This window comes from Halorientalis salina, from assembly GCF_005049285.1.
GTDB classification, from domain to species: Archaea; Halobacteriota; Halobacteria; order Halobacteriales; family Haloarculaceae; genus Halorientalis; species Halorientalis salina.
The window spans coordinates 18,268-43,347 of sequence record NZ_SOSC01000012.1; the positions used below are offsets into that span (position 1 = coordinate 18,268).

Here is a 25,080-nt window from a genome sequence, read left to right on the forward strand (position 1 = left end):
GGTAAAGAGTGTTTGGGTCACTCCGCCGGCGTCGCGACGAGATGCTCTTCGAGGGCGCGCGTCCAGTACGTCGCGAGCCCGCCCGGACTACAACGGGCGCACAGCTGCAACGGGCCTTCCAGATGCCCGAGTTCGACCCTGAACCGCGTGAGCGCTGCGAGCGTGTCGACGACCAGCCCACAGCCGTCACAGGCGACGTGATCGCACTCGTCGGGATCCGGCTCCATCTGAGTCGCGCAGTCGACACAGATCGGGTGAGTGACCCGCTCGTCCTGTCCCCAAGTGTGGGCCTCGCCAGTCTCGGTACCGGGCGGCGCGTCGCAGAATGCACAGCCGACGAGGGTTTGCTGCATCACTTTCCCTCCGCGTCGGCGTCGCGGCTGGCCGTCCAGCCACGGTAGAAGACAGCTAACTGTGTCGATGAGTCGAACACGGTACCGCTCGGCTCGTGAACCAGAACTTGGTCCTCGGGAACCGCAGTGACGATGTCCGCGTCGACGAGGTCGTTGACCAGGCGTTGGGCCGTCGTGTCGTCGATGTCCGCCGTGTCGACGCTGGTGGCGTCGCGGTCCTGGGCGAGCTGTTCCTTCTCGAACCGTTCGTAGTCGCTACTCGTGTCGTCGTGCGGATCGGGACCCGGCATGGTGAGTCACGCAGCGCACGCTGTCGCGCGCTGCACGCCTCCCGGCGCCGACAAACAGCCAGGGCGGACAAGGTCAGTCCGGTCGCGGGTCGCGATAGCCGATGACCGCGACGTCGTCGATGAACAGGACGCCCTTCATGAAGTCGAGCTTGGTCAGGCTGTGCTGGTAGAGGTTATGCCGGCCGAGATAGTTCACCGGCACCACCAGACAGCCGAACTCGATCTTTGGCCGGCCGTCCTTCTGGGTGCGGTACCCCTTCTGGAACTTGAGGAGGTCGTCGCTGACGTTCTTCCGCTCGCTCTTCTCGACCTCGATGGCGATGCGGTCGTCGGCGTCGTAGAGGTCGACGCTGTAGTTAAACCCCTGATGCGCCCAGAGCTTACAGTTCGGGTTGTAGCCGCCGGCGGCGTCCCCTTCGTACTCGTACTGCGAGAGCTTGTCGGCGATCGCGGCATCGAAGCCGCCGACCTCTGTGTGCTTCGTCGACCCGTCGAAGACGCTTGCTGGGACGGCCTCGACGGACGACCGAATCGACGCCAGCGCATCGTCCGGAAACGCCTCGGACGAGGTTTGGGTGCGGCGCGCGCTCAGTTTGGTGACCTCCTCGACGACGACCATACTCGCACTCGACGAACAGTGCCCCGATAAAACCCGTCGCGACTGCCGTTCGAGCGGACCGGCCGCCAGGATTCACTCACTCGAGGGACAGGGCGGTGGGTGGGGGCGAGGGAGTGGATCCAGCCCCAGAGTTAACCAACACTGTGTCGGTATCGGTTCGGAATGTTGGTTAAGTCTAGCCGCTACGGTGTCTGGAGCTCTCGAACTGGCTTCACGACGAAGGTGTCTGGCTCGCTGGCTGCTCTCTCACCTGACCGCTGCGCCGACGTCGAGGCCGACCGCGTGAGCTGAGTGATGAGCTCGTCGCGAACGGTTCGTCGAGGGACGGTGGTCTCGTGCCAGCCCAGCCGGTCGTCGAAGTGCCGCTTCTGGAACTGATCGCCGACGTCGTCGGCCGCGACGTACTGCGTCCGCGTCGACCGCCCGACCTGCCGGGAGATGAAGACGGCCCCCACGGTCTCGTGCGTGAGTTCGACGAGAGCACACTCCACGAGGGCAACGACCGACGCGTGATCCCGGTCGGTCGGGACCGTCATCTCAAGGTCCGCCCACGGCGCCTGACTGTCGGGAGTACTTGCTGCGTGATCCGCTGCTCGTGTCTTCCTGCGTTGTTCCGAAGCCATCGTCTATCGGGGGCACGTGATGCGCCCCTCCACCCCCTCATGGGGGCGACAGACACCACCGAAACGCACCCGCCCAACCTATGAACTAAACCTGACACGTCTGTGATTCCATTACCCCCGTGATGGCCCCTCGGCCTGAGAGAGCCGGCGGCCTTCGCACACTGCATATCGCCCCTTTCTTTGGACAAAAACCGCGATATACAAGCCGAAATAACGAACTCAAATTGCAGAAGAGTCCCGTCGGGCCGATTTGAGGGCGTAGAAAGTACCTCGACGAGTTCCGTGATAATACTGTAGTTTCAGAAATTGCTCGACGGCGGGTTAATGAAGGAGACATCGGCCGTGTCTGGATTCGTTAGGGTCGCTGCTTCACATATTCTGAGTTCCTCGAGGTCCTCCGTCTCGGCACTTCGGGTCGTGGAATACCTCCGATTCTCTCGATTCTGGCTGTGTTAGGTGCTGAAAATTGCTCGACGGGGATTCAGAAGGGGTTGGTTTTGGTCTACAAAACAACTCTCGAAAATCTGAGGGGAGACTATGATTTAGAATTGCTCAGCGGCCCCAGCTGATTCCTCCTCAACCTGCTCGTACATCTCATCCGGGAATGGGAGACTCCCCCAGATCGAGTAGGGACACTGGTCCTGGCCGATACAGTAGCGCTGCAGATCGTCGTTATCGCAGTTCATCGGTAACGGCGTGTCGCCGTCGATTGTGTTCGAGAATTCGTAGCGAATCTGGTATTCGGTCTCCTGCTCGTCGTACCACGGCCACCGGGAGAAGACGTCCTTGAGGTCCGCGACGATCTCGTCGAGGCTGCTGTCCTGGTACTGCGGCAGCCACATCACCATCCGCGCGAAGTTATAGAGGTCCTTCCGGACGGGCTTCTTCTCGTGGAGCCGCTCCTCCATATTCGCCATACAGGGGAGTTCGAAGAGGTCCTCGATCTCTCGCACTTCGATCTGTTCGGCGCCGGTTCCGGCTCGCCCGATTCGGTACGCATTGACGCGCCCGTCGCGGTCGATCGTGACGGCCGAGTGAGACTCGTGGTCGGCCAGCGTCTTCGCGAGACTGCTCGGACTCGAGATCCAGTCTGTTACTGAGGATTCCCAGTCATCCTCGGCATCGTACGCCGTAACCGCTCGGTAGAGCTCCTTCGCCGTGTGGAACTCACCCTTTTGCGCCACGTCGTCGGGGGCGTCACTCAGGGCCCGTCGGAGGACGCGGATCGTCCGTTCTCCACGGTCCCAGTTCCGCCAGATTCGCTCGTGATGGCCGGTTTCGAGAAAGCGGTCGATCCGCTCCGTAATCGCCGACTCGTTCGTGGTCAGCCACGATAGCTGGTCGTCGGAGAGTCCGTCTTCTTGCACCCGCAGGAGCTTCTTGAACGCCTGCTCAGCGTAGTCCCGATACTTGCTGTCGAAATCACCAACCGGGACGTACAGGTTGTTGTCCTTAACTCGCGTCAGTATCTCTCCATCGTCGTCACTCCCCGCCACCGCTTCGTCCTCCCGAACAAGGCATTTTCGTGACGCCGCCGCCATCGGGATTTCGAGGTACAGGCCATCCCCGAACTCCGGCATCTCCGTGATGCCCGTACAGACCCGACCCGGATGTGGGCCATCCTCACCGGGCTCCTTGCTGTACAGTACGTCGGCGATGTCCTGCTGGAGTGACCCATCGCCGTGGGCGCGGATGAGGGAGGCGAGATTGTTGACGTACAGCTCCCGGATGTCGAAGAGTACCTGGATGTTCCGGGGCGACGCGTGCTCGAACTTCGGGTGCTCTTTCACACAGATCGCACTCAGCGTCGCGAGCACGGCGAGCGTCCCCGGCTCGTCGACGAACGGCTCCTCGGCAGCATCGGCACGAACCTGCTCTTTGAACGCTGCCGTCCCGAACCGCTCGACGTCGTTCACGAGGTCCTCGGGTTGGTCCTCACCGTCGACGACGTATCGATTGTAGCCACGCGTAAACAGCTGGTTGATGCGGGTCTCACCGTACTCCAGCGGGAGTGCTGCAACTCGATACGCCATGTCCTCGTCGTCGGTAGGCGTACTCGGGCTCATTCGTCGATCACCTCGGGCGTCGCCGACCGAACGTCGAACGCCGGACTCTCGATTGGTTGAACGATGCTACAGACGTCGGCGTGCAGCGAGTAGGGCAGGCGAGCGACACGCCGGCGGTCGGCCGTCACGACGGGGTCGATCGGGATGTCGTACGTCTCGAGGAGGAGGTCGTTCAACGCCTCGCGACTCTGCTCGTCGTATCGGTGCGCCGGGTCGGTATCCAGCAGGTAGACGTGGACCCCCTGCCCGCTGTACACGACCATCGTCTCCTCGGCGTCGAAATCGTCCTCGAAGATGTCGCGCACCTCGAACCCGTACTCGATGGCGCGGTCGATGTCTTCGAAGGCGTACGGATACCCCTCGGGAGCGGCGTCGAGGATACCCGCAGCGTCGAGGAGCGCATCGTCGTCCTGATCATCGACGGCCGCCGAGACCAGTTCCTCCGCTCGGGCTCGGGCGATCTCTTTCGCGTCGATGTCGACGAGGAGGACCCACGGTCGTTCCCAGTGATCCAGCGCGTAGTAGACGGCGTCGGGCCGTGGGTCCGGTTTCTCCAGCACTTCCGGATCAGCAAGTGCGAATTTGCTCCGCCCCAGCGGGTCGTTGCGGGCTGGATGCCGAATGAAGTCGACGACGTCCTCGAAGTCGTTGAACTCGGATGTCGTTCGGTCCCCCGACGGATCTGTCTGCCACGTATCCCGCCGGATGAAGTCCTTGTCCGGCACCTCGTCTTTGCGCACCGGGTGGGACTCGCGGAAGGCGACGGCGTACTGTTTCGGGCCGGTCGCCGTGATGAATTCCGGCAGGTCATTCAGATAGCGGGGGAATTCTTCGGCGTAGTAGTCGTAAAGCTCCTCGCGGGTCGCCTGTCGCCAGGTCATTGGTTGAGTTCTTGATCGAGATTTTTGAAGCCCCGAACGGTGGTCAGGCCCGCAGCATCGAAGTCGTCGACGGCGTCTCTGATGGTCGCGAACGACCGTGCCGCCCGCCCGCTGACCCGCTCGTCGATCCGCTCCGCGTCGGCAAGGCTATCCAGGACGTCGAGCGCCGTCTCGCGATTGTTGAAGGCCCAGATCGCGTCGGCGTCCACCGCGCTGAGTTTGTCGTAATCCTCGACCGGGGCGTGCCGGTTGTTACTCGCGAGCTCTGCTTCGCCGGCCCAGACGAGATCGCCGTCCTCGTCGATGCCGGCCACGTCCAGTACGGTGCCGTCGTCGGTTTCGTAGTACGGTTCCACGCGAACCACGTCGTCCCGCTGCTGGAGCCAGAGCTCGAGGAGCCGGACGCCAACCTTGTGTGGCGTTTTCTCGCCGAGATCGCCCGCTCCTGGCCCCGCCTTCAATTCTCTCCCGAGGAGGTCTCGACCGTCCGGGAGGACGGTGTAGTACTTGCGCCCCGCCGCGGAGTCCGCGTCCAGGAGGTCCTGCTCCGTGAGCCGCTCCACATGGAGGTCGTCGTATTCGTCCCGAAGCTGGCTCATCCTGTCCAGTAGCGTGTACTCGTCGTCCTCTCGGTTCATCACGTCGAGGACCCGATTCAGGAACCGAACGTCGTCACGGCTGAGTCCGTGTTGTCGGAGTTCGTCATCGGGGACGGGTACGCTGCTTTCTTGGACGGGCGTTGCCCCATTCTCCGGCTCCGCTGTTTGGTCACCAGCTGATTCCTCGTCCGTCTCGGTGGCCTGCCCGAACAGGGGGCTCATCTTTGACTCGTCCGCATCTGGGTCGCTGTCCGTCTCGGGTTGGGGGGTCGACGTCGACGCGTCCTCGGTCGTCGATTCGCTGATGAACGCGGATTGCGTCGTGTCCGTTCCTGAGTCGCCGTCAGCAGCCGAGCCCGTCGTCTCAGCCCCCGAACTCCCCCAGCCAGTCTCCTCTGGGGCAGTGCTCGACTCAGTCGGCTCTCTCAGCCCGTACTGGGCCTGTGTCCGTTCGACCATCCGTGTCCGGGACACGGACTCGAAATGGTCTTCCTGGGGCTCTGTGAGCGGCTGATCGCTTTCTGGATGGCCCGGCGCAATCGGGAGCGGCTTCAGCGAAAACGGCGGCGGCCCAGTCTCGCCGAACGACGGACTGGGGAGCTGTGCGATCCACTCGCCGCTCGGCAGCGTGTTGATCCGGTTGCGGAGTTCGGTCGGGCTGAGGTCCTCGTGGGCAAGCGACTCCGCGAGGTCGCGCTCAATCGAGATGTTGCCGATGAGCTTCGTCTTGATGTTGTTCAGCACCTCATCGTAGGCCCGCTCGTTCCGGTTCCGCACCTGTTCAGGGAACTGCATCACGAGCCCTATACTCAGCCCGAACGATCGGCCCTGCGGCAGTAGCTGCTCGGAGACGAGCTTCGTCGACGCGACCGGCGCCGCCTCCTCGATGATGAGGTTCGTGAGCTTCTCGTAGTCGGTCTGGCCGTCGCGCCGGCGCACCTGGACGGCGTCCCAGAGATTGCTCAACAGTAGTAGGGTGATCGCTCGCTGGGCCTCCGGCCGCAGGTCGCCGAGGTCGAAGATGATGGTGGCGTCTTCATCGAGGAACTCGCGGAAGTCGAACCGGTTGTCGACGTACTCGCCGGCGTCGTTCTGCTCGGGGACGTGGCTGAAGATTCGCCGGAGATGCGCGTCCTCTTTGAGCTTGTCGAGGCGATTCCCGACGGCGTCCATCGACACCTGGAACTGGTGGTTGTCCTTCGCGAAGTGGCGCGTCAGCGATTCCTCGATGTTCTGGTTGTCCGCTGAAACCGGGGGAATCGTCTGGTCGCGCTGCATCCGGAGGGCAGCAGCGAAAAGATCGTCCAGCCCGAACACGTCGCTCCCGTACTCCTCGTCGAACAGCGCCTTGATCAGATAGCTCAGAATCTCGTTCGCGACGAACGCCTGCCCGTACTGCTCGCGACCCATAATCATCCGAAGGATGTCGTGGAAGTGGTCGACCTTGTCTTGAATCGCGTCCTCACGGTTGCGGCCCGCTTCGAGCGCGGGACGGATGTCGAAGAACGAGAACGCGGGGATGGTCTCCGGGACGCGGAAGTGGTAGACGTCGTCGAGACCACCGAACCGCTCGTAGTGGCAGCGCAGGTAGTTCTCACACATTCCGTCCCCCTTCGGGTCGACGAGGACGACGGGGCCACCCGTCGACTCGCGAAGCGAGAGGGCGTCGTTGATGATGGCCTTCGACTTCCCGCCACCAGTCGACGCGAACCGGCCGTAATGCGTCGGCAACAGGTCCGGCGGGATACGGATCGGGTCGGGTCGTGGCTCGCCGTTCTCGTCGAGTGCGTAGCCGATGGCCATCCCGTCCTGGAACTGCTGGATCAGATCCGGATTCGGCCACGGGAGCGGGTTCCGACTCTGCTGTTCGGCTCTCGTTCCCCGCGTCCCTTCGACGGTCAACTGTTCGGAGGAGGGGACGAGAACGAAGTTCGCGAGCTCCGTCCCACAGAGGACCAGCTCGGGGCGTGTCTTCCCCCGGCCCGTCGTCAACTCGCGATTGAGGAGGCGCTGGAGAGCGGCCCGTGCCTTCTTCTCCTTCGTTTTCTCACGGAAGCCGCTGTCTCGGAGGCGTTGCCCCTCGACCTCGTAGAACGGTCCATCCAGCGGGTCGAACACGGGGAGGAGCGAGTCCATCCGACCATCGAGGTCGTCGCGGGTGTCGTCGGTGGGGACACCGACGGCCCGGATGTTGACCGTGAACGATCGTTTGGCGTTCTTCGCGTCGATGGACTCGATGCGCTTCTCGACGGCCTCGCTGAGCTGCCGGTCGTCCTGGTCGCTCCGTTGCTCCTCGACCTCGAGCAACGACCCGACGACTTCCTGGAAGAACGTATCCCGGCCGTCGACGAGGTCCTCTTTCCGCACCTCTGCGTCTGACTGCCAGCTGGCACGCCGTTGGAAGACAACCTGGAACGCGGTCGGCGCTGTCGCCTCCATCAGATGGTCGATCAGCGACGCCAGCGCCGCGCCCGGTTCGTCGACGGACGAGAGATCGCCGTTCGTTTCCTCTGCCGTGAACGGTGCCAGCGAGGTCATCCAGTCCTGCTTCCGCGACGCGGCGCCACACCACCGGACACCGAGCGGCGAGACAGCGTCTTGTGCCGGGCGGGCCAGAATCGTTCCCGCCGGTGTCATCGTCGGCTTCTCGATGGCCTGTCGCTCTTCCTCGTTGTCTGGAAGTGCATCGGGCGGCGCTAGTTCGAGGGCTGAGTCCCCGACAGTCACGTGATGATCGGGGACGCTCGTGGATGCCGTACCGCCGTCGACAACGGGGTCCGCTTCGGCTGACTCGGAGTCCGCTGATTCTTCGTCGACGATGTCGTACTGTTCTGCCGGGCCAAACTCGTACTGCAGCCGCCCGGCCTCGTAGTGGTCGACGAATTCCTCCGGTGTGAACTCGACTGGCTGAATGAGCCGGGCAGCGACGTCGACGTCGACGCGCTCGATGTCGAACGTGGCCGGATAGATGGAGCGGAGGCGCTTCTCAAGCGTATCGAGGTGCGAATCGGCCCCGTAGAAAAACTCTACCGGGTCGTCCGGGCCATCACTGATCGCGAAGAACTCGAATCGGGGTGGTGTCTCACTGTAGAGTGGGTTCAGCTTCGCCCCGAGGCCCGACGAGCCGGGCGTGGTCAGCTTGTGGAGGCTGTCGAGGACGCGGGAGATGCTCTCCGGGTCAAGTCGCTCGGATGTCGGCGTGACGCGCAGGTACTCAGCCATCGTTGGTCCCCTCCGTTGACCCGCCGTCTGGCTCAGCTTCGACGGCGTCTGATTCCTCGTTCAGTTCGTTCGTTCCGTTCGTTGCTCGATGCTCGAGCTCTTCTTGGAACTCCTCCATCTCGGTATCGACGGCGTCGTCGCCGGCGCCGGGCAATGAGGACCGAACTTGGGAGGTTGGGTCGAAGTCGATGACCTGCTTCTCCTTGGGCATCGCTTTGACCTGGATGCCGCGCCACTCACCGTCGACGCCCACCAGCGCCTCGGAGAAGCCGGCGTCCTCGTTGCCCGGCACGGCGTCCTGGACGAACCGCATCTGCGCGTAGTTCAGTCCGAACTCGTCGGCCCACTCCTCGTCCATCCCGTCGAGGCGGTGGAACTGCTTGACCGCACACTGGTCCAGGATGGCCTCGCTCTCGGCGTGCTCGAAGAACTCGTCGACGGTCTGCGTGACCAGCCGGATCGAGAGGTCGTGATGGCGGTGGTGGCGGAACACCGTCTCAAGGAACGCCAGGCTCGCGGCGTCCTGCATGATGTAGCGTGCCTCGTCGATGTAGAACACGACCTCCTTCTCCGAGACTTTCGCCCGCTCGTACACCAGCGAGATCAACAGCTGCATCGTCAGTGCCGTGCTGCTGTCGACGCTGCCCTCCTGCTGGGCGAGATCGAGGTAGATGACCTTTTCGTCCCGGATGTCGAAGTCCGATTCTTGGCCGAGGTTGGCGTGCCGACCTCCCTCCTCGAAGGGACGAAGCTGATCGAGGAGCCACGTCGCGTCCTCCTTGATCTTCCCCGCCTCCTCGTCGGACCGGACGACGAACTCCTCGGGGTCGTCAACCATGTCCTCGAAGACGTCCATCATATCCCGAATCGTGGGGCTCGGGTTGTCGTGCGTCGAGATGTCGTCGGTGACCCCGTTGCGCTTGTACGCTCGCTTGAGCCCGAGTTCCAGCGTCGTCCGGCGGTCGCCCAGCGAGATGCCACGGAGCGCGAAGAAGTTCGTGAGGAAGCTCATCGCGTCGTCGAGCTTCTCGTTGAACGGGCTGGCGTCCTCACCCATCGCCCGCTGGACGTGCTCGGGCGTCTCCCGGATCTCCAAGGGATTCAGTCCGAGCGTCCCGCCGACAGTGATTCGTTTGGCATCGAGCGCTTCGGCGACCCCTGCCCAGTTGTTCAACGGCTCGAGGATGATGCCGATACGGTCCTTGCTCTGTTCGATGGAGCGGATGAAGTTCTGCTTCGAACTGAACGACTTCCCCGACCCCGTGTCGCCGACGGTGAACATCGCGTAGCCGTTGTCCCTCGCGAACGGGTCGATGACGACCGGGCTCTGGTTGTCCTTGTGGATCCCGAACTCGACGCCACCTTCCTCGAGAATCGTTGCGTTGTGCGGCGAGGACAGCAGCGCGCCGACGGCGCCGCCGAGCGCAATCGACGTCCGCCCGAACTCGTTGTCACCGATGGGTGCGGCGGACTGGAGGGCGAGGTCCTGCCGGCAGATCGCCGTCTTTGGTGTGAGGTTCGCCGGGTCGTCACGGAGCGCGCTCTTGACCTTCTGGACGGCGTCCCTGAGTTCCTCCTTCTCGTCGGCTCGTACCGTGATGAACATCCCCTGGTCGAAGACGTTCGCGCCATTTTCGACGGCCTTGTACGTCGCTGCGGCCTCGTTGGCACGTTCCTGTAGGTAGGCACTCCGGACGCTCTGTTCGAGGTCAGCGTCCACCTGGAGGTCGTCAGCGATGTCCTGCAGTTCGTTCCGGGCCCGCTCCTGGTTCTTCGGCGTGATGTGGGCCGTCAGGTCGAACTGCACGTCGGTCATCTCGAAGAGCTCGGAGAGGTAGCCGTCGTTGGGGTAGTCCGGGTAGTCAGCGATGTACAGCGTCGTCGTCCACTGCTCGCCGACCCATGCCGCGCGCGTCTCCCACTCGATCGCCGCCGGTGCCGTCACCGTCTTGTGTGACTCAGCGATGTCGTCGAGGAGTTGGCGTTCGGCCGCGCCCTGTTCGATGGTCTCCTCGTCGAGCAAATCCGAGAACTCGACCTCTTCCTCGTCGTCTTCGGTGTACCAGTCCCAGAGGAGTTTCCCGCCGATCCCGACCAGTACCGCGAGCAGGATGTAGAGAGCCGCACCTTCCGCTGAGGTTGGGTTCGTGAGCCACTCCGTGAGCTGGCCGACGGCTCCGCTGTCCGTCTGGAGGACGAGGTTACGCATCGTGGTCATCCTCCCGGCGCGAATGGCCGATGATGGGTTGTTCGCGAACGACGCTCTCTGCGTCGTCGTACTCGTGTTCGCGGCCGTTCCAGAAGTCCATATTCAACACGAAGAGTTCGACCGTGCTGAGCCGGCGTGCGGACCAGCCCGACGCCTGCTGGATGAACTCCGAGCGCACGTCGTTGACCCGGCTATCCAGCTTCTCGAACATCTGTGCGCGGCGCTCGACGTCGGTGAGGTCCTCACGGCGGGTCACGAACGGGTTGAACAGGAACCCGATGACGGGGAACTGCGTCAGCTTCTCGGCCGGCGTCCCCTCGTCGCGGAAGCGGTCGTAGACTTCCAGTGGGGTGACCTCGACGCCGATGTAGTACCGCACCTGCTGGATGCCCCGTTCGCGCATCTCCTTCGGCCGCGTCTCCCGATACTCTTCGAGGAGTTCCCGGAAGATCGGGTTTTCTTTGACGTCCTCGTCGTTCAGGCGGTCTTCGATGTTCTCCGTAATCTGTTCGACCGGGAACGAGCGGGTCGTCGCGTGGAGTTTGAGCTTCGAGTCCAGTTCCTTGTTGGCGAACTCCTCGCCGGCGTCCTGGAGCTGTGCCCAGTCGTCGGACATCGCGAAGTCCATGTTGCCGGGGTCGATCTCGATGAACGCCTCCATCGTGCCGTCCGCGCGCTGGATCGCGCCAGCGCCCGGCCACGCCCGTTCGATGTTCGTGAGGTCTTGCGTCCGCTCGTCGGGCTTGAACGGTGTGTAGTTCGCGAGCCCGCCCTCGTTGCGCTCTGTCTCATTGGTACTACTGTCGGCTTCCTCCGGCGCGCTGAACGTGATCTGTGGGCGCTTGACGTAGCGATAGACGTCTTTCGTCCACGTCCACGCGTTGAGGTGGTCAGGCGAGACGTAGACGATCGCGACGCCGAACCCGAAGCCACCCGCGACGAACGGTAGAGCGAGTGATTCGATGCCAGTGAGGCCGGCGATGAACAAGCCGACAATTGGGAAGGCGATGAGGACACCGACGTCGCCTTCCTCGATGTTGAGGTAGGGGATGCGGCTCTCCTCACCGAACTGGTCCATGATGCGCCGTGCGGCTGCGTCTTCGTCGATGGACATTGTTAGTGGATACCTCGGTCAAAGTCAATACCGCGGTTGTCACTCGCTGTCCCCGATGTGGTACCACCGGGGTCGTTCTCGGTGCGTCGGTACGACGGTGCGCCCCCTCCTTCATCGCCGTGACCACCTCGGGCAGCGGCCTTCTGTGCGACAGCGTGTCCGGCGGCGGCTTTCGGGCCCCACCGGGCGGCGGTTGTCGCGACGCCGGCCCCACCGACGTAGGCTCCGGCTGCAACGCCGCCAATGAGAGCTGCTCCTTTCGTCGCGCCTCCGAGGACTTTCGCCGTCATCGGAGTTGCGAATTTGAACGTCTTCCACGTGACATAGAGGGCAACGAGTGGAAGGGAAGACGCGACGAGATACTTGAGAAACGCTGTTCCCGGCGTCAAGGCCCCTCCAGAGTAGAGTAAATCGTATCCCTTGAGAACTATCGCTGCAGGCAGGGGTAGGATGGCTAAGGGAACGAACCGTTTGCTGAACCCCATAGCGACATCTGAGAGAACAGGGATATTGCCATATGCGACGGCGAATGCGATGGGCATCCCATACAGGTAGACGTAGAGGAGAATCTGCCGGATGTAGAACAGCGCTTCCAATGCCCACATCGAGATTCCCCCGATAAGAGCAAAAAGTAGACCGAGACCGGGATTGGTAATTGACCCTGTTATGAACTGTAGCATAGCAGAGGCCAGCGAGGACAGCTCCGGCATCAGCGCTATTGTGAACCCGTCGACAAGGTAGAGAGCGAGCGCTCCAATCCAGTACCACGTAATGATCAGGAACGCACCGACCCAGGCAGTCTTCTTGGTCTTCCGAGCCTCGTATGCACTCCCGATATTGAAGATACGGATGGTGTGCCGTCCCTGAACGCTCATCACAAGGAGCAGAAGAGAAATCAACATGATCTCGCCGCCGATGAGCCCTTCCTGGATTGCTGGCCAAGGGGCGTTACTTGGTTCTCCGAAAATGAACGCCCCGTCGGTCTGGGGAGTTGGAGTGCCAAACATCTCTTCGGTCAGCGTCTGATACCCCGACCGAAGCCCGTCCATGAACAGACCGATGAACCAATCGACAACGTCTTTGAACCCCTCGAGAACGACGTCTATCAGGTCCACCATCGTTAGGCCTCCGTGATTGAAACCTCGCAATCACTCATCTCCGTGGATCCAGAGTACTGTACATCGAAGGTCTTCGATACCTGGTCGCCGCCAACTTGAGTTCGGACTGTGACGGTGAACTGGCCGCTGTTTCCGTCCGGGGAGCATCCCATCCCCTTTTCAGATTCGGAACCAAATGGGAACGAACTACTGAACAGGTCGGTAGTTTCTCCCGGTGAGATCACCACCTGCTCGGTTTCATACATTCCGCTACCTCTGGGATCTTCAATCGGGTTTGGTACATCACCGGAGAAAATCAACTCAACAACCGCTTCTGGTCCGCTTCCGGTGTTTTCGACGGTGGCGTACGCTTCCCCGTTCTTTAGCCGATCCGTCTCAGTATCTCCGTAGACTTCGTCCCACGACTTCTCCGGGTTATTCCTGTAAAGACCGACATCTTGAATTCCAATTTCCGGCTGAATCAGTGAAGAACTCTCAGCTATTGTTTCTTCACCGCTGAGAGCCACGACAGTATACTCTCCAGGCTCGTAAGAAGTTCCGATCTCGAAAGAGACCTGTTGTGACCCAGCAGCAGTTTCTCGTTGACCGAACAGCTCCCCATTCGGCTGGACGAGGTTGATCTGATCGACTCCCTCCTCTGACGTGTATTCAATGACGAGTTCTGTCCCCTCTACGGTGACTTGCTGGATGATTCCCTCTCCATCAGACGGGGTTGAGTTCCCGCTACCCGGGGAATCGCCGTTGTTGAGGCATCCGGCCACGCTCACGAGAGCGGCGCCGGCGACTGTTCGGAGGGCGGTTCGTCTACTGAGGTGGGGATTGTCCTGAGTCATGGGTTTTGCTGGAAGATGTCTTCTGGGCCGAGCATCCGCAGGAGGCGCTTGCCAGCGTAGAACATCACGAAGAACGGCAGGAGCTGCCAACCGACCTCAAAGATGAGGGCGAACCAGCCTTCAATCGTTCCGAGTGGATGCCAGCGGGCCGTCGCGGAATCGCTCACGTACGCGGGATTATGGCCGAGCCACGAACCCGGATGGTAGCGGGCCGTGTAGATCCCCGGCTCGTCGATCGTCACGATTGCCACGCCCGATTCGTTGGTCTCGACGCGCTGATCTGCGACGGTGATGTATCCATTCCGGGTGGTTCCGCCAATCGGGTACTGGCGGCTATCGTCGAGCGTGATGGGAGCGCCGGTCTGATTGTCCCGCAGTTCAATCCGGAGTGTCGCCTGTGACTGGTTCTGCTTGAGTACCTCCACGGTGAGGTTGCTGCGACGGAGCTGTCGCTCGGAGCCACCGTTCGGCTCGACGATCGAGGCGTTCACGCCACGGACGATACCCGCAACGTGGAGCGCTTCACGGTCGACGGTCTCCGCTCGAACGGCGACGCCGTACGTCGTCGTGTACGACTGGTTGACGATGTCGATGTTGATGTTCTCCCCAATGGTGCCGACCGGCGACGGGCGGTCAGTCCCCCACGTCTCGATGAGTTCGGGGCCATCTCGAACCGGCTCGGCACGCGGCCCGATGCGAGACGGATATGCGTGGACGTACACGGGAATCGCATCCGATTCAACGGTGGCGCTATCTGTCCGGTTCGACCGAACGAGCGTGTCCCAGTTGGTGTTCCGAGCAGTGTAGAACCGCCAGACACCACGCACCCGTGCATCGCCATCCTCGGTAAGCGTGTACCCCTGCCACGGGCGGGACTGGAAGATGGCCACACCGGCGTCGCCGTTAGGGTACTCGGCGTAGTAGGGATATGCCGAGAGGTCGTAGATCTCGACGTCGATCGCGTTCGAGACGTTGCGTGATTCCGTCCGGTAGGTTACGTCGACGTCCGTCCGGTTGCCTTGGTCGAACCGAGTGGTCTTCTTCAGACGGGTACTGATCTCCGCTTCGAGCGTGAGATTCGCGCTCCAGTCATCCTCGATCTGGTAGTCGAGGGCTGGCGTATGGGACCCGTCCTGCGTCGCGATGGTCTCGCCGTTCTTCTTCAGCCGGACTTCTTCGACCTCGTGCTCCGTGAGCGACCACGAGATAGTCGTGTTGCCGGAGGAGCTCCCGTTGGGTACGCGAACGCGATAATCAACGAAACCGCGCATCGTCCCATTCGGCGCGATGTAGAGTGGGGTTTCACCGGACTCGAGGTGTCCACGAGTAGAGGGCTGGACGGCGAAGATCGTTGCGTGAGCATCTTCGATGAAGACGCCGTCCTCGAGGTCCGCGTGCGGCGGATGCACGGACGTATCTGGGCCGCCGGCGTCGAGGTCCTCGAAGTCGTTCCGAGTCCACGTCGCCGCGGTCGCGGGCGGGCGCTTGAACGTGACGTCGGTCCCGTTCGCGACTTGGTGGACGGCGGAGCGGTCCTCGCCGTACCGCTGGCGGTACTCCTCCTGGCTGATGTAATTGTCCGAATCGCGGGACCACAGCGTTGCCGACTCGTTTTCCGTGAGCCCGTTCCCCTCCGTACCCGGTCGCGGCGGGTCGGCTGCGACGATACCCGTGACTAAGCTCGTCACGAGCAAGCCGGCCATGAGCACGGAGAGCTCTCGGTGGTTCATAGGGCTCGTAACGGGGATCGCGGAGTGCTTACCAGGGGACGAGGTCGACGCACTGCGCCAGCGGCAGCCCCATCATCGACCCGGCGACGGTGTACAGCGGGCCGAGGACGACGAGGACGACCGCGGACTTCATCGCCGACCGTTTGTGGCGCTTAAGGCCCTTCTTCTGCTCGGGATTGAGGGTGAACATCTCGATAAGGGAGTCAGCCTGCCAGACGATTGCGAGGCCGACGATCCCCAGCGCGGTTGTGAGCTGGAAGAATCCCTCAATCATGCTGGGAAGGTTGTCCGCGCTACAGACGGCGTTACTCTGGGCGGCGACCGGCTGGACGGCGAACAGGCTCAGGAAGACGACTGTTAGTGCGGCCTGTCGTGGAACCTTGCCGGTCAGGGATGACTCGGTGTCGGTGCTACGTTCAGGGTCGGAGGGAGTCTTGTTCTGGGACATTGCGGGTCAATCATCAGTAGCGTCTCCAGCCGTCGGCTGGCTCTGCTGATCTTCGACGAGCGAACGGAGGTCGTCGATTCGATTCGTGTACTCTGCGATCTCTTCGAGCGTGTAGCCTTGCTCGCGGGCCCGGTCCAGGAGGTCGCGGAGCTCGTCGGGGTCAACACCGCGGACTTCCATTTCCTCACGGAGGGCGCGGCGATAGAGGGCTGAGGCGTTGATGTGGCCGTTCCACATCAGGTACAGATCATCGATGTCCTCGATGGTGACTGACCTCGTAATCATACATGCGGGTATGGGTATGCACCGGCTGAGTCCCGGTACATATTTACTGACTATCTGGAAAATATATAAATATTTTCTGGTTGTTCGAGATTGAGATTCGCCATACAAATTATCGGCAAATAATTGAGGAACGTTTCGGGTGTGCCTTAACCAACGGGTGGAGTCTTATCGCGTGGGTGTTGGTTAAACTCTCACAATAGAACCGTTCTACTCGATCTCGATGACGTCCCCACTTCCATCATTAAGGAGACTGCGTACTTCGTCAAGGAGTTCCTCACCTTCCTCGTGGAGTGCAGTACCTTCATCGAGGTCGCACTCGTTCGCGTCGAGCTGCTCAATAATCTCCTCGACGCGACTCAACCGATCGTAGATGTCTGGATCTTTTGCCACGGTTAGATCACCCCCAGCCAAAGCCCGGTGATGACCAACAACAGCAACAGCAGCACAGCGATGGCGACCTTGTAGTAAATCGGTGGGAGGCCCTCGGGTGCGGTCGCTTCATCGACTGCTTCGGCGAGCTCCTGTTCGTGTTCGTGGTCCTGCTGGAAGGTCTCGTACGCGGCGTCGAGCTGTTGCTCCAGCGGCTCGATCTCACTCGCAAGGAACTCTTGGCGGGAGTTCACGATGTACTCGCCGGCGGCGGTCGGCGTGATCGTCGCGACGTCCGCCACCTGATCCGCGATGAGTCGGTCATCAGTGTGTCCAATCGCGGTGACCACCGGGGTATTCGCGGTGAAGATCGCCTCCGCAACCCGCTCGGTGTTGAAGGCCTGGAGGTTCGAATCGCTCCCACCGCCCCGACCAACGATGATGGCGTCGACGTCCTCCGAGCGGTCGAGATGGTGGATGCCGTTCGCGATGGACGTCGGCGCGTTCGACCCCTGGACGGTTGTGTCCTTCACTAGGATGTCGACGGTGGGGTCCTGTCCGTGGATCGCGTTCTGGATGTCGTACCGGGCGTCTCCTCGAAGGGACGTGACGACGCCGACCCGCTCCGGGAACGCCGGCGGTTGCTGTTTCTGCTCGTCGTCGAACCAGCCACGCTCTTCGAGTTCGCTTCGTAGCCGCTCGACGGCAGCTGCTTGGTCGCCGTCGCCGACGACGATCACCTCCCACGGTTTGAGGTCGATTTTCCCGCCCTCAGTCCAGTAATCGATATCGCCCTCGAGGATAACCTCGGTGCCGTCTTCGAGCTCGGTGTCCATCTCCCGGTAGCGGTTTGCCCAGATCATACAGGGAGCTCGGCATTGCCGTCGGTGAGCGTGAAGTAGAGTGCCGTACTGTTCTGGTGAAGGTCAGTGACTTCGCCGATACAGCGGACGCCGTTGAGGGCAGGCGTGTCTTGGACGACCGATGCGATCCGGTCGTTCAGCTGTGACACGCTGAGGACCTCTTTCGCATCCGGTTCGACCGCCTGCCGTTCTGTATCCGGTGCGTCCGCCATCTTCGTCTGTTAAATTCTGAACAGCACCCTCAAAAAGGTACCTTCAGTTGATGGTTCGAGTGGATAAACCGTCATTCATGCTCGGCGTTTTCGGCATCTGGATCCCGGATCACAGTTACTTCGATACCCGTCGCTTCCTCGATGACTTCCTCTGGGTCTCGCTCTATCCCGAACATCACGCTGAGGAGACGTTGCCATCGATTTCGTCGCTGTTCGCTGAGGATGATCATATCCATCTCGAATTCGATCGCTATTTCGATGACCGCTTCCTCTACAAAGAACCCATCTCGAATAACGTAGTTCGCGTCGAGCTCCCCAACTGAAGATTCAACTGCGGTTCGGAGCTCTTTCCGACTGACTCGACGGTCCTCCAGAACTTGATTAAGGTGGAAAATCAACAGTTCAGTTCCTTCACGACCGTCGGTTAAGTCCTGGCCGCGGCGGATGGCCCGTCTGTTCGTCTCCGTGAGAGGATATTGGACAGGAACGAGAACGTTCATTCACTACCGCTAGCGATGCCGGGGGTTAAATGTATATTTGTCCCACAGGCGCAGTCGCTCGGAAGATGAGTGTGCAGAATCTATGAAGCTTCAACACACTCCGGATACTACCGCCAGTACTGACCTATGGCGGAGGATTTAGCAGAGATTCAGCAGGAGATTGCGGCTTCGTCCCATCCCACAACAGAATTCAGCCAACTGAGTCGAAGCCGACAGCGGGACGTGTTCTTTCTGCTTCCGCAGAGTCTCCAGGAATCGCTCGTCGAGGATATGACCGGAGAAGAGCTCCAGCGATTCGTTCGCCGGCTCGGCCCCGACGAGGTGGCTGACGTTCTCGGATTCGCGGACGAAACCACGAGAACAGACGTCCTGCAACGACTCGACGAGGATCGCCGAGAGAAGGCCGAGTTCCTGCTCGAATTCAGTCCGGAGAGTGCTGCTGGCCTGATGCACCTGGACTACGTCACGGTCGATGCGACTAGGGATATCGACGATGTCGCCCACCGAGTACAGCGATACGAGGACCGAACGGGGAACGTACCGACGATCTTTGTGACCGAGGACGACGAGCTGGTCGGCGAACTTCCCGGGCAAGCGATCGCGATGGCAGACACCGACGACGTCGACCTCCACGACTACGTCCAGGAAACACCTGTCGTCACATACGATACGCCCGACACGGAGGTCGTCGACGTGCTCCGAGAGCATCCGGAGAGCTCAGTTGCAGTCCTCGACGACGACCGAACCATTCTAGGAGTTATCTATGCCGGGGACCTCCTCAGAGTCATCGAAGAGGAAGCCGGAGAGACACTCTACGAATTCACCGGTGTTCGAGAAGAGGAGAGCATTCTCGACGGACCGCTCACGAAGGTTCGGTACCGGTACAAGTGGTTGATCATCAACCTCGGAACGGCGTTTCTTGCCGCGGCGGCGGTCGGCTTCTTCGAGGACACGATCGCTGCGTTCACGCTCTTGGCCGTGTACATGCCCGTCGTCGCCGGGATGGGTGGGAACGCCGGGACGCAGTCGATGGCGGTGACCGTCCGTGGCATCGCCCTCGAACAGGTCTCGCTGTCGACCGGGCGTCGAGCGGTGATCAACGAAATCATCGCAGGTGGAGCGAACGGCCTCATCACCGGCGTCCTCGTTGCAGCGATAGCGTCGGTATTCAATCAGAGTCCGCTGCTGGGGCTCGTACTTGGCGTCTCGATGATCCTGAACCTCATCATCGCCGGATTCTTCGGAACGACGATTCCCCTGGTGCTCGAACGTATCGGCAAGGATCCCGCGACGTCGGCGACGATCTTCATCACGACGGCGACGGACGTTCTCGGGTTCTTCATCTTTCTCGGATTGGCGCAATCCGTTCTCTAAATTCTCTCCTTCAGTTCGCTGGCAATGATGAACCTCTGAAGTCACGGCCCGGATGCCCCAGTGATCTTTGCGAGTTTACACGCTGTTGTGAGGCCACAGTATTATTCGGACGGCTGACGGAGAGTCGGTATGACCGTCTACGAGACCGACCTCCCCGGAGTTGGCCGCAAATTCGACCTTGAATTAGCTGATGACAGTCTTGCATCGGTCGTCATCCATCACGACGGCCGGTGTGAACTCTATAAACGGCCCCACCGTGAAGCGAACGGTGAGAAACTCCTTGACCTGACGGGAGAGGAAGCGAACAAACTCGGGTCGATACTCGAAGGGGCGTACTTCGAGTCTGTGAACGTGGATGAACTAACCGTCCCGCTCGGTGACGCTATTATCGAATGGATCGACATCCCTGAAGACTCGCATATCGCAGGACAGACACTCGAGGAAAGCAAAATCAAACGCCAAACAGGCACGACGGTAATCGCCATTCAGCGGGATACCGAGACGATACCGAATCCGGGAGCTGATTTCGAACTCCACAGCGAGGATATCCTCGTTGCTATCGGGACACGTGAAGAGCACGCGGCTCTGGACGATTTGGTCGAACGCGGTCCCTGATAGCGTCGTCACTCGGTGTGGAACGTACGTGCTACCCGTTCGATGAGATGTGCGTTCCGCATAAGTATCGTGCCGAGGATACTCGTGAGCAGGACGTAACCGACGGTGAATGCCGGGATCGTTTCCCTGAGAGCGTCTGTGGTCCCCGCAGTGACGAGGAACGCGGCGATCACCAGCGAGAACTCCCCGCGGGGAGCGAGCGCACTCGCCATCCTCGATGCCTGCTCGATCGAGAGACCGAAGCTCCGACCGGCGAAGAACCCACTCACAATCTGTCCGAACACCGTGACGACGACGGCAACGAGAACGAACCCCGCGACCGAGAGCACGAGTCGCGGATCGGTCTGGAGACCGATGACGAAGAAGAACACCGCTGCGAAGAGGTCACGGCTCGGGGCGAGTTTACTCTCGATACGCTCGACGTGCGATGTCTGTCCGAACGCCAGGCCGACGAGGAACGCCACGATAGCGTCACTGACACCGGCAGCGAAACCGAGACCGGCCACGAGCGTAGTCACACCGAGGACGCCGAGGAGGAATAGTTCGCTTGACCGGATATCGAACATTCTATCGAGCCAATCGCCGCCGTAGTAGGCGAACAGCGTCAGTACTACCAACACGATCGCTGCCTGTCCGAGTGTCCGACCGAGTGAAGCAATGTCGGCAGCACCCAGGAGGACAGCAGAGAGGATTGCGAACACAGCGGCGGTGAGAACGTCTTCAATGACGATCACGCCGAGAATCCCTTCGCTCTCCGGATTGACGATCCACTCCAGATCAAGGAGGGATTTGGCGATAATGACCGTCGACGAGTTGAACGCGATTAGACCGATGAACAGTGATTCGAGAAGGTTGAATCCGAAGAGGAGACCGACGACGATACCGAGTGGGAAACTGACGCCGACGTCGATTGCGCCGGCACGGAGGAACTGCGAACGCTTCTGGATTAGCGAGGTCAGGCTCAGCTCCAGGCCGACGAAGAATAGCAGGAAGATCACACCGAGATCTGCCAGTAGTCGGATGAACTCCGTCGAGTCGACGACCGTGAGAGAGACGCCGCCGATCGAGGGCGCAAAGGGGCCGATGAGAACACCGACGAGGATGTACGCGGGGATGACCGACTGGCCGACACGAACGGCAATCAAGCCACCAATCGTGAGGACTGTAAGAAAGATGCCGGCCGAAAGTATGAGACTCGTCGTAGCCACGGATATGACAGGTATCTACAGGTGAATTATTGTTCCGGTGGTGGCTTCTTTTTAATGGACTATTCGACTTTCGAGAGCAGCTCTTCGAGCGCTTGGTGTGCGTCGTCATCGCCGACGACGACCAGAACGTCATCTGGTAGTAGCTGTGTGTCTGGCGTCGGATTCGCAATCGTCTGGTCACCGCGTTCGACAGCAAGGACAGAGACCCCCGTCTGGGTTCGGAGACCCACTTCGCCAATTGTCTGACCGGTAACCGGTGAATCATCCGGGATGGCCACCCATTTGATTCGAGCTCCTGAGAGCACATCGTCGAGATCGTCGGAGACGGGGTCGAAAAAGACGCCTTCGAATATCTCCGCTATTTTCTCTGCGTCGCGCTCACTCGTCGTGAACAGTTCCTCGCCGTCGGCGTCCGGTTCATCTCGCCAAAATGCGCTTCGTTTACCGTCGTTGTGGACAACGATCGTGAATACCCCTCCGTCGGGAAACGAGATCTGGTATCGTCGTCCAACGCCCGGGAGCTGGGTCTCGAAAACCTTCATATCCATAGTGGACTGAGCAGCGTAATCATTGTTCGGACGTCATCGGAGTCAAAACGAACTGAAATTTACGGTCGTCTTTGGTTACCGTCTCTTTGGGTTACGGTCATACCAGCGCTCTTATATCGGTCGTTCAACTGAGTAAGCAGTAAATAATGGCGATGGATCCGTCCCTGCCGCCGAAAGAGCGCGTCTATTTTCTGCTCGACGGAAGACATCGAGAGAGCTGGCTCTCTTTGGGGACGAATCTCTTCATTATGGCACTTATCGTCCTCAACGTCGCGACGTTTATAGCGGGGACGGTGTCGTGGATCGGTGCCCGATACGGTGAGCTTTTCGCTGCATTCGACGTGTTCTGTGTCAGTGTGTTCACGGTTGAGTACGTGCTCCGCGTCTGGTCGTGTACGGTCGACGAGCGCTACTCGAGCCCAATTCGTGGTCGTATTCGGTTTATGCTCTCCCCCTACGCGCTTATCGACTTGATCGCGATCTTCCCGTTCTACCTCCCGATCGTGCTCGGAGAGCAAGGTGCAGAACGGATGCTCCGGATTTTCCGTCTATTCCGCTTGCTGAAAATCGCGCGATACTCGAACTCGCTGACGTTGATTACAAACGTTTTTCGGCGAAAAGCGGAAGAATTGCTGATCACTGTCCTCGTGATGAGCATCTGGTTGGTCTTCGTGTCCAGCCTGATGTACTACGTCGAGCGGGCCGCACAGCCCGAGGTGTTTTCCAGCATTCCGGCCGCGATCTGGTGGGGTATCGTCACGCTGACAACAGTGGGATACGGCGATGTCGTCCCCGTGACCCCACTCGGACGTGCACTCGGGGCGACAGTCGCACTCCTCGGTATTGCACTGTTTGCATTGCCTGCTGGTATCGTCGCGTCCGGATTTGTCGAAGAACTCGAGCGCCGACGACAAGGATCACAATATTGTCCCCACTGCGGAGAGGAAGTCGACGAGCTCGTCAACGAACCCCCCAAATCTCATGTTCACGACGAACCGGAACAAGAACAGTGATCTAAGATTGATGCATTCAAACCAGTCAAATTACCTCTCTCGGGTTTTATGGAGGGTATCTAATGAGTAATACCGATAACGACGAAGCCCTGAGTGAGATCGTCGCATTTAACCTCAATCCGTATGTACTGGGGATACTCGTTCTAGCGGTGGGTCTGTGGGTATTCGGTCATACAGAATATGGAACGCTTGCCTTTCTCCTATTCCTACTCATATTCACACTCAGGAACATGTGGTTTGCATATTCAGAACTCCTTGGATGACTGTTCCTCGGAGTCTGCGACCGCCCTAGAGATGTCGCGATCGCTGAGATACCCGATAATCTCGTGTGCCTTCTCGACGAGTAGGTACCGGAGGCCGTTCTCCTTCATCATCGCGGCCGCAGTTTCGAGGCTCTCCGACTCGTCTACCGTAACTACCGGTGAGAGTGGACAGTCTGCAAGCGACGTAGTGGAAATGTTCGCCCCATCATCGACTAATTCAACCACCTCTGTATGAGTGAAGACGCCGAACGGCTCGCCATTCTCCGTCACGACCACTAAATCGGTATCCGATTCAGTGAGCCTCTCAACTGCGCGGGCAGCATTCCGTTCCTTCTCCAGTTCGGCTGCCCGTTTGCGCATAACTTCTCCAATGTAAAATGGGATCATGAGTACCGACAGTGCGAGCACGAATTTATAGGCTGTGGGACGACCATCTGAAATTCACCGATTCGGTCGAAATCTCGGATTCAATAGTCCTGAGCTCGTAAAGTCAATCGACTACTTGAGTGTCTGTTCCCGGGTCTGCTCGTCCTCTTCTTTGGTGTCCTGCAACCGTGTCGGCTCGAACATCTGCGGAGAGTCGTCCGCCTCTAGATCGGTGAGTTGGACCTGTTCCAGTACTTCGAGCTTCCGGAGAGCTTCGGGGTGTCCAAGAGCGTACAAATCGTCACCAGCCTGGATATGGTGATCTTGCTCCAGAATCGTTCCGATCTCACCGTTAGCAGAGCGAACAGCGATCACAGTAACGTCAAGACGGCCAATTGCCTGACCGACGAGTGGACTTCCCGGTTGTATCTGGATGATGCTCATGGTCTCGTCTTCTCGCCGGAGCATCGCAGCGAACTCCCGCTCCGGGTGGGAGTTCGCTGAGAGAGTCATCAACCGGTGATTCGCTGTCGGATCAATCTCGGTTGCCGTTGCCTCGTCAAGCACGAGTGTCGCAACCGACCCGACGCTGGCCCGGAGTTCAGCCGTTCCGAGTCTGGTCTCTGCCCCGTCATTATCGACGCGCCATAACTGAACTGTATCGCCGGGAGAGGCACTAAACGGCGGATCTGCGGAAACCGCCACACCCGCGGAGTTCGGGGGGATGGTCTGCCCCAATCCGACAGTTCGCTTTCCGACTGCGAGGTAGGTTACGGTCCCGTCCGGATCGATATCCACGTCAACGTACCCAACATCGTGTTCTTCTTTGAGACGAGCCGCCACCTGCGAGTGTAGTTCCTCGAGCGTGAGCCCCTTCGGGAAGTCCATCGTTTTGCCGGCGATCACCCGCTTCGTCTCTGTATCGACGGGATCGTATCCCTCGATATCCTCGATCGACTCGGGAATCGAGACCGTGATGAACCGGCCACTGGCCCGGACGATGGGGCTTAGATCGGGCTGGAGGCGCTTCCAGGTAAACCGGTCGGAAGTGCCGGCGCTATCGCCGAGCGAACGGCCAACATAGGATGCGAATCCCGCTACCACAAACACCGAGATATTGAGTAGTGCCTCCCCGGTGGACACCATCTCGCCCCGGTTCGAAATGAACTGGACGAGTGCGAGTCGGGTATTGAGGTAGACGGCAACCACTCCGAGTCCGACGATGAGCGTCGCGCCCTCCGGGAACTCGTCTCCGGTTCGCACTCGGAAGACGAACGTGACGATTGCGGTCACCACGAACGCGAGCAGAGAGAGCGCGACAATACTCACGAGTCCTTCGACCAGCGGGTGGGTGGCGAC

General features: G+C 60.3%; 24 protein-coding genes and 1 pseudogene. 4 read left to right on the plus strand and 21 right to left on the minus strand.

Going from position 1 to position 25,080, the window contains the following annotated elements; translation table 11 throughout:
* Positions 1–17: 17 nt before the first annotated feature.
* The 17 genes and pseudogenes from E2481_RS16270 to E2481_RS16350 form a co-directional block, all read right to left on the minus strand.
* Positions 18–353 carry a DUF7558 family protein gene (locus E2481_RS16270; protein WP_136718223.1) on the minus strand — a complete coding sequence of 112 codons (336 nt, stop codon included), beginning with the start codon at positions 351–353 and terminating at the stop codon, positions 18–20.
* Complete coding sequence (locus E2481_RS16275; protein ID WP_136718224.1) at positions 353–643, minus strand: hypothetical protein; 291 nt, start codon at positions 641–643, stop codon at positions 353–355. Before E2481_RS16275 ends, E2481_RS16270 begins: the two co-directional genes overlap by 1 nt.
* 73 nt (positions 644–716) lie before the next feature.
* The gene (locus tag E2481_RS16280) at positions 717–1,262 is read right to left on the minus strand and encodes a hypothetical protein (protein ID WP_136718225.1); all 546 of its coding nucleotides are present in this window, start codon (positions 1,260–1,262) and stop codon (positions 717–719) included.
* 182 nt (positions 1,263–1,444) lie between these two features.
* The gene (locus E2481_RS16285; protein WP_136718226.1) at positions 1,445–1,885 is read right to left on the minus strand and encodes a hypothetical protein; all 441 of its coding nucleotides are present in this window, start codon (positions 1,883–1,885) and stop codon (positions 1,445–1,447) included.
* A 542-nt stretch (positions 1,886–2,427) separates the two neighbouring features.
* Positions 2,428–3,951, minus strand: a complete 1,524-nt coding sequence (locus tag E2481_RS16290; RefSeq protein ID WP_136718227.1) for a primase-associated protein — start codon at positions 3,949–3,951, stop codon at positions 2,428–2,430.
* Positions 3,948–4,832 (minus strand): DNA primase, encoded by an 885-nt coding sequence (locus E2481_RS16295; protein WP_136718228.1) that lies wholly within the window; start codon positions 4,830–4,832, stop codon positions 3,948–3,950. The genes E2481_RS16290 and E2481_RS16295 overlap by 4 nt, the downstream gene beginning before the upstream one ends.
* The gene (locus E2481_RS16300; protein ID WP_136718229.1) at positions 4,829–8,653 is read right to left on the minus strand and encodes an ATP-binding protein; all 3,825 of its coding nucleotides are present in this window, start codon (positions 8,651–8,653) and stop codon (positions 4,829–4,831) included. Before E2481_RS16300 ends, E2481_RS16295 begins: the two co-directional genes overlap by 4 nt.
* A complete protein-coding gene (locus E2481_RS16305) occupies positions 8,646–10,871 on the minus strand; it encodes a VirB4 family type IV secretion system protein (protein ID WP_306293930.1) in 2,226 nt (741 codons plus the stop codon). The genes E2481_RS16300 and E2481_RS16305 overlap by 8 nt, the downstream gene beginning before the upstream one ends.
* Positions 10,855–11,976 (minus strand): hypothetical protein, encoded by a 1,122-nt coding sequence (locus tag E2481_RS16310; RefSeq protein WP_136718231.1) that lies wholly within the window; start codon positions 11,974–11,976, stop codon positions 10,855–10,857. The genes E2481_RS16305 and E2481_RS16310 overlap by 17 nt, the downstream gene beginning before the upstream one ends.
* Positions 11,977–11,978: 2 nt before the next feature.
* Positions 11,979–13,094, minus strand: a complete 1,116-nt coding sequence (locus tag E2481_RS16315; protein WP_136718232.1) for a hypothetical protein — start codon at positions 13,092–13,094, stop codon at positions 11,979–11,981.
* 2 nt (positions 13,095–13,096) lie between these two features.
* Entirely contained in the window at positions 13,097–13,927 is an 831-nt protein-coding gene (locus tag E2481_RS16320; protein WP_136718233.1) for a hypothetical protein, read from the minus strand.
* Entirely contained in the window at positions 13,924–15,657 is a 1,734-nt protein-coding gene (locus E2481_RS16325) for a hypothetical protein (RefSeq protein WP_250137847.1), read from the minus strand. The genes E2481_RS16320 and E2481_RS16325 overlap by 4 nt, the downstream gene beginning before the upstream one ends.
* A gap of 28 nt (positions 15,658–15,685) precedes the next feature.
* Positions 15,686–16,105, minus strand: coding sequence for a hypothetical protein (locus tag E2481_RS16330; protein WP_136718234.1), 420 nt, complete (start codon positions 16,103–16,105; stop codon positions 15,686–15,688).
* A gap of 6 nt (positions 16,106–16,111) precedes the next feature.
* Positions 16,112–16,390: a hypothetical protein gene (locus E2481_RS16335; RefSeq protein WP_136718235.1), complete on the minus strand. Its 279-nt coding sequence runs from the start codon at positions 16,388–16,390 to the stop codon at positions 16,112–16,114.
* Between the two features lie 207 nt (positions 16,391–16,597).
* Entirely contained in the window at positions 16,598–16,780 is a 183-nt protein-coding gene (gene xseB / locus E2481_RS16340; RefSeq protein ID WP_136718236.1) for an exodeoxyribonuclease VII small subunit, read from the minus strand.
* Between the two features lie 2 nt (positions 16,781–16,782).
* Positions 16,783–17,834: pseudogene (xseA, locus tag E2481_RS16345) on the minus strand (exodeoxyribonuclease VII large subunit).
* Between the two features lie 71 nt (positions 17,835–17,905).
* On the minus strand, positions 17,906–18,334 hold the full coding sequence (locus tag E2481_RS16350; protein ID WP_136718237.1) for a universal stress protein: 429 nt from the start codon (positions 18,332–18,334) through the stop codon (positions 17,906–17,908).
* Between the two features lie 126 nt (positions 18,335–18,460).
* Between E2481_RS16350 and E2481_RS16355 the strand changes: the two genes are divergently transcribed.
* Positions 18,461–19,708 (plus strand): magnesium transporter, encoded by a 1,248-nt coding sequence (locus E2481_RS16355; protein ID WP_136718238.1) that lies wholly within the window; start codon positions 18,461–18,463, stop codon positions 19,706–19,708.
* A gap of 129 nt (positions 19,709–19,837) precedes the next feature.
* Positions 19,838–20,323: a cation:proton antiporter regulatory subunit gene (locus E2481_RS16360; RefSeq protein WP_136718239.1), complete on the plus strand. Its 486-nt coding sequence runs from the start codon at positions 19,838–19,840 to the stop codon at positions 20,321–20,323.
* An 8-nt stretch (positions 20,324–20,331) separates the two neighbouring features.
* Here E2481_RS16360 and E2481_RS16365 read toward each other — a convergent pair whose 3' ends face one another.
* Both E2481_RS16365 and E2481_RS16370 read right to left on the minus strand, forming a co-directional pair.
* Complete coding sequence (locus tag E2481_RS16365; protein ID WP_256867909.1) at positions 20,332–21,531, minus strand: cation:proton antiporter; 1,200 nt, start codon at positions 21,529–21,531, stop codon at positions 20,332–20,334.
* Positions 21,532–21,590: 59 nt separating this feature from the next.
* Entirely contained in the window at positions 21,591–22,073 is a 483-nt protein-coding gene (locus E2481_RS16370) for a cation:proton antiporter regulatory subunit (protein WP_169302472.1), read from the minus strand.
* Positions 22,074–22,225: 152 nt separating this feature from the next.
* Here E2481_RS16370 and E2481_RS16375 point away from each other — a divergent pair, with 152 nt between their 5' ends.
* Positions 22,226–23,092: an ion transporter gene (locus tag E2481_RS16375; RefSeq protein WP_250137850.1), complete on the plus strand. Its 867-nt coding sequence runs from the start codon at positions 22,226–22,228 to the stop codon at positions 23,090–23,092.
* Positions 23,093–23,154: 62 nt separating this feature from the next.
* Positions 23,155–23,355 (plus strand): hypothetical protein, encoded by a 201-nt coding sequence (locus E2481_RS16380; RefSeq protein ID WP_136718242.1) that lies wholly within the window; start codon positions 23,155–23,157, stop codon positions 23,353–23,355.
* Here the strand turns inward: E2481_RS16380 and E2481_RS16385 are convergent.
* Both E2481_RS16385 and E2481_RS16390 read right to left on the minus strand, forming a co-directional pair.
* Complete coding sequence (locus E2481_RS16385; protein WP_136718243.1) at positions 23,338–23,742, minus strand: CBS domain-containing protein; 405 nt, start codon at positions 23,740–23,742, stop codon at positions 23,338–23,340. The two genes, E2481_RS16380 and E2481_RS16385, sit on opposite strands and share 18 nt — an antisense overlap.
* A 111-nt stretch (positions 23,743–23,853) precedes the next feature.
* A complete protein-coding gene (locus tag E2481_RS16390; protein WP_136718244.1) occupies positions 23,854–24,984 on the minus strand; it encodes a TrkA C-terminal domain-containing protein in 1,131 nt (376 codons plus the stop codon).
* Between the last annotated feature and the right edge of the window lie 96 nt (positions 24,985–25,080).

Excerpts from the sequence above, each read along its gene's own strand:
- E2481_RS16270 (WP_136718223.1), bottom strand. The coding sequence starts at position 353 with ATGCAGCAAACCCTCGTCGGCTGTGCATTCTGCGACGCGCCGCCCGGT.
- E2481_RS16275 (WP_136718224.1), bottom strand. The coding sequence starts at position 643 with ATGCCGGGTCCCGATCCGCACGACGACACGAGTAGCGACTACGAACGG.
- E2481_RS16280 (WP_136718225.1), bottom strand. The coding sequence starts at position 1,262 with ATGGTCGTCGTCGAGGAGGTCACCAAACTGAGCGCGCGCCGCACCCAA.
- E2481_RS16285 (WP_136718226.1), bottom strand. The coding sequence starts at position 1,885 with ATGGCTTCGGAACAACGCAGGAAGACACGAGCAGCGGATCACGCAGCA.
- E2481_RS16290 (WP_136718227.1), bottom strand. The coding sequence starts at position 3,951 with ATGAGCCCGAGTACGCCTACCGACGACGAGGACATGGCGTATCGAGTT.
- E2481_RS16295 (WP_136718228.1), bottom strand. The coding sequence starts at position 4,832 with ATGACCTGGCGACAGGCGACCCGCGAGGAGCTTTACGACTACTACGCC.
- E2481_RS16300 (WP_136718229.1), bottom strand. The coding sequence starts at position 8,653 with ATGGCTGAGTACCTGCGCGTCACGCCGACATCCGAGCGACTTGACCCG.
- E2481_RS16305 (WP_306293930.1), bottom strand. The coding sequence starts at position 10,871 with ATGACCACGATGCGTAACCTCGTCCTCCAGACGGACAGCGGAGCCGTC.
- E2481_RS16310 (WP_136718231.1), bottom strand. The coding sequence starts at position 11,976 with ATGTCCATCGACGAAGACGCAGCCGCACGGCGCATCATGGACCAGTTC.
- E2481_RS16315 (WP_136718232.1), bottom strand. The coding sequence starts at position 13,094 with ATGGTGGACCTGATAGACGTCGTTCTCGAGGGGTTCAAAGACGTTGTC.
- E2481_RS16320 (WP_136718233.1), bottom strand. The coding sequence starts at position 13,927 with ATGACTCAGGACAATCCCCACCTCAGTAGACGAACCGCCCTCCGAACA.
- E2481_RS16325 (WP_250137847.1), bottom strand. The coding sequence starts at position 15,657 with ATGAACCACCGAGAGCTCTCCGTGCTCATGGCCGGCTTGCTCGTGACG.
- E2481_RS16330 (WP_136718234.1), bottom strand. The coding sequence starts at position 16,105 with ATGTCCCAGAACAAGACTCCCTCCGACCCTGAACGTAGCACCGACACC.
- E2481_RS16335 (WP_136718235.1), bottom strand. The coding sequence starts at position 16,390 with ATGATTACGAGGTCAGTCACCATCGAGGACATCGATGATCTGTACCTG.
- E2481_RS16350 (WP_136718237.1), bottom strand. The coding sequence starts at position 18,334 with ATGAACGTTCTCGTTCCTGTCCAATATCCTCTCACGGAGACGAACAGA.
- E2481_RS16355 (WP_136718238.1), top strand. The coding sequence starts at position 18,461 with ATGGCGGAGGATTTAGCAGAGATTCAGCAGGAGATTGCGGCTTCGTCC.
- E2481_RS16360 (WP_136718239.1), top strand. The coding sequence starts at position 19,838 with ATGACCGTCTACGAGACCGACCTCCCCGGAGTTGGCCGCAAATTCGAC.
- E2481_RS16370 (WP_169302472.1), bottom strand. The coding sequence starts at position 22,073 with ATGAAGGTTTTCGAGACCCAGCTCCCGGGCGTTGGACGACGATACCAG.
- E2481_RS16375 (WP_250137850.1), top strand. The coding sequence starts at position 22,226 with ATGGCGATGGATCCGTCCCTGCCGCCGAAAGAGCGCGTCTATTTTCTG.
- E2481_RS16380 (WP_136718242.1), top strand. The coding sequence starts at position 23,155 with ATGAGTAATACCGATAACGACGAAGCCCTGAGTGAGATCGTCGCATTT.
- E2481_RS16385 (WP_136718243.1), bottom strand. The coding sequence starts at position 23,742 with ATGATCCCATTTTACATTGGAGAAGTTATGCGCAAACGGGCAGCCGAA.